The following is a 2703-nucleotide window of genomic DNA, read 5'->3' as shown; positions in this document are numbered from 1 at the left end:
AGAGGGGTTAGGGGAGATTTATCAATTTACTTTTGTAATAATAAATTTACAAAGTGTTTTGTTATCTGTACAATGCTGCTATTTTTAAATTTTAGAGGTTTGTATGAAAAATAAAACATTTGGAAGTACACTTATTGTTGCAGGCACAACAATCGGTGGTGGTATGTTGGCAATGCCACTAACATCAGCAGGTATCGGCTTTGGTTTTACAATGACGTTACTGATTGCATTATGGTTATTACTCTGTTTTAGTGCGTTGTTATTTGTAGAACTGTATCAAACAGTTGACAGTGATGCTGGTATTGGCACATTGGCTGAAAAATATTACGGCACTTTTGGGCGAGTAGTTTCAACGGCGGTGCTAATCATTTTCTTATATGCGATTTTGTCCGCCTATGTATCGGGTGGTAGTTCATTATTGGCAGCATTTTTACCCACAATTTCTGATGCAGAAACAACCACACGCATTGCGGGCGTGCTATTTACCGTTCTGTTTGGTACTTTTGTTATTATTGGCACAACCAGTGTTGATGCGGTAAATCGAGTCCTGTTTACTAGTAAAATCTTGGCTTTCTTATTAGTGTTACTTCTATTATTACCTCAGGTTTCCGTAGAAAATCTATTAGAAATGCCGATAGATAATGCCTTGTTGATTTCAGCAAGCCCGATTTTCTTTACTGCTTTCGGCTTTCACGGCTCTATTCCCAGTTTAAATAAATATTTAGATGGAAATGTAAAAGCCCTCCGTATTTCTATTTTAGTGGGAACAGCAATTCCGCTCGTGGCTTATATTTTATGGCAGTTGGCAACGCACGGGGTATTAAGCCAAACGGAATTTTTACAAATCTTAGAAAAAGATCCCACCTTAAATGGCTTGGCGGAAGCTGCAGCTCAGATCACTGGTAGTTCAATTATTGGGGCAGTGGTTAGAATTTTCTCAGCCCTTGCCCTGATTACTTCATTCTTAGGTGTGGCACTTGGTTTACTTGAGGCATTAGACGATTTGTTAAAACGTGTAAACATTCAAGCAGGCAGAGCAACATTAGGGGCGATGACCTTTATTCCCCCAATGTTATTTGCTTTCTTTTTCCCACAAGGTTTTATTGCGGCGTTAGGCTATGCAGGGCAGATGTTTGCGTTTTACGCTATTGTGCTACCAATCGCAATGGTGTGGAAACTTCGCTCACAATATCCAACATTAGCTTACCGAGTAAAAGGTGGAAAAGCATCATTACTCGCTGCGTTAGTGATTGGTGTGTTTATTGTGATTGTGCCTTTCTTAATTGAACAAGGGCTATTGCCGAAAGTTGTCGGATAATGGCATTTAAATCTAATTAGCTATATAGAAAGCGGTCTGTTTCTTAAGATTTTTTGCAAATAATCATAGAAAACAGACCGCTTTTGTATTACTAATCTGTACAATTTGTACTGTTATTTTTACAGTGAAAATATGTCGTTACAATTTTGTTTTCTTCTGCTAGAATGCACCGCTTTCTAACTTGGAGACAATATGAAAAATAAAATTTTAGGTAGTGCCTTGATTATTGCAGGGACAACAATCGGGGCAGGAATGTTGGCGATGCCGCTAACTTCTGCGGGTATGGGCTTTGGAATGACCGTTGTTTTGTTAGTTGGGCTGTGGGGGTTATTAACTTACACAGGCTTGCTTTTTATGGAAGTTTACCAAACAGCAAAACAGCAAGATGTTGGTGTCGCCTCTTTAGCTGAACAGTATTTCGGAATGATTGGGCGAGTATTAGCGACAGTGAGCTTATTAGTCTTACTTTACGCATTATTAGCTGCTTATATTACTGGTGGTGGTTCATTACTTTCAGGGGTATTGCCAAGTTTGGGTGATGATAGCCATACCTTAAAAGTAGGTATCCTTCTCTTTACCTTAATTCTTGGGGCGTTTGTCGTCATTGGGATTAAAGGGGTGGACGGTTTAACTCGAGTTCTCTTTATTGGTAAGATCATTGCGTTTGTGTTTGTATTGTTGATGATGTTACCTAAGTCAAAATTAGAGAATTTAACAGCAATTCCATTAGATAATTTATTAGTGATTTCAGCAGTACCGATTTTCTTCACTTCTTTTGGTTTCCACGTCATTATGGGAAGTATCAATAGCTATTTAGAAGCGGATATTCGTAAAATTCGTGTTGCAGTGATTATCGGGACGTTAATTCCACTCACCGCTTATTTATTGTGGCAATTAGCCACTCACGGTGTATTAAGCCAAAATGAATTTGTCGCACTGCTTAACCAAGATCCAACGTTAAATGGTTTAGTGAAAGCAACAACACAGATTACAGGCAGTTCAATTTTAGGGGAAATGGTGCGTTTATTCTCATCATTAGCTTTGATAACCTCTTTTTTAGGTGTGGCGATGGGGATTTTTGAAGGCGTTGGCGATCTATTAAAACGCTTTAACTTACCAAATAATCGAGTGGTTTTAACGCCATTAACATTCCTTCCGCCACTTGCTTTTGCATTATTCTATCCGAATGGTTTTATTGCGGCTTTAGGCTATGCAGGCTTACTTTTTGCTTTCTATGGCTTGTTGCTACCGATTGCATTGGCGTGGAAAGCAAGACAATTACACCCAAATCTGCCATATCGTGTTGCTGGCGGTAATGTGGGATTAGCGATTGCTTTTGTAATGGGAATTATCATTATGGTGATTCCATTCTTAATTGAGAAAGG

At 38.8% G+C, this 2703-nt stretch carries 2 protein-coding genes; both read left to right on the top strand.

Annotated features, from left to right (window positions below):
- Positions 1 to 103 precede the first annotated feature (103 nt).
- On the top strand, positions 104 to 1318 hold the full coding sequence (locus tag A1D25_RS05065; RefSeq protein WP_157394612.1) for an aromatic amino acid transport family protein: 1215 nt from the start codon (positions 104 to 106) through the stop codon (positions 1316 to 1318).
- Between the two features lie 192 nt (positions 1319 to 1510).
- Positions 1511 to 2703: aromatic amino acid transport family protein (locus A1D25_RS05060; RefSeq protein ID WP_157394611.1), on the top strand; the 1193-nt coding region annotated here is incomplete at its 3' end.

It is taken from the genome of Ursidibacter arcticus (assembly GCF_009761375.1).
Lineage (GTDB): Bacteria > Pseudomonadota > Gammaproteobacteria > Enterobacterales > Pasteurellaceae > Ursidibacter > Ursidibacter arcticus.
The sequence above is the reverse complement of the archived record's forward strand: the minus strand, read 5'-3'. Positions and strand labels throughout refer to the sequence as shown.

Bases quoted from the DNA above. Each gene is read 5' to 3' on its own strand.
- A1D25_RS05065 (WP_157394612.1), top strand. From the start codon at position 104: ATGAAAAATAAAACATTTGGAAGTACACTTATTGTTGCAGGCACAACA.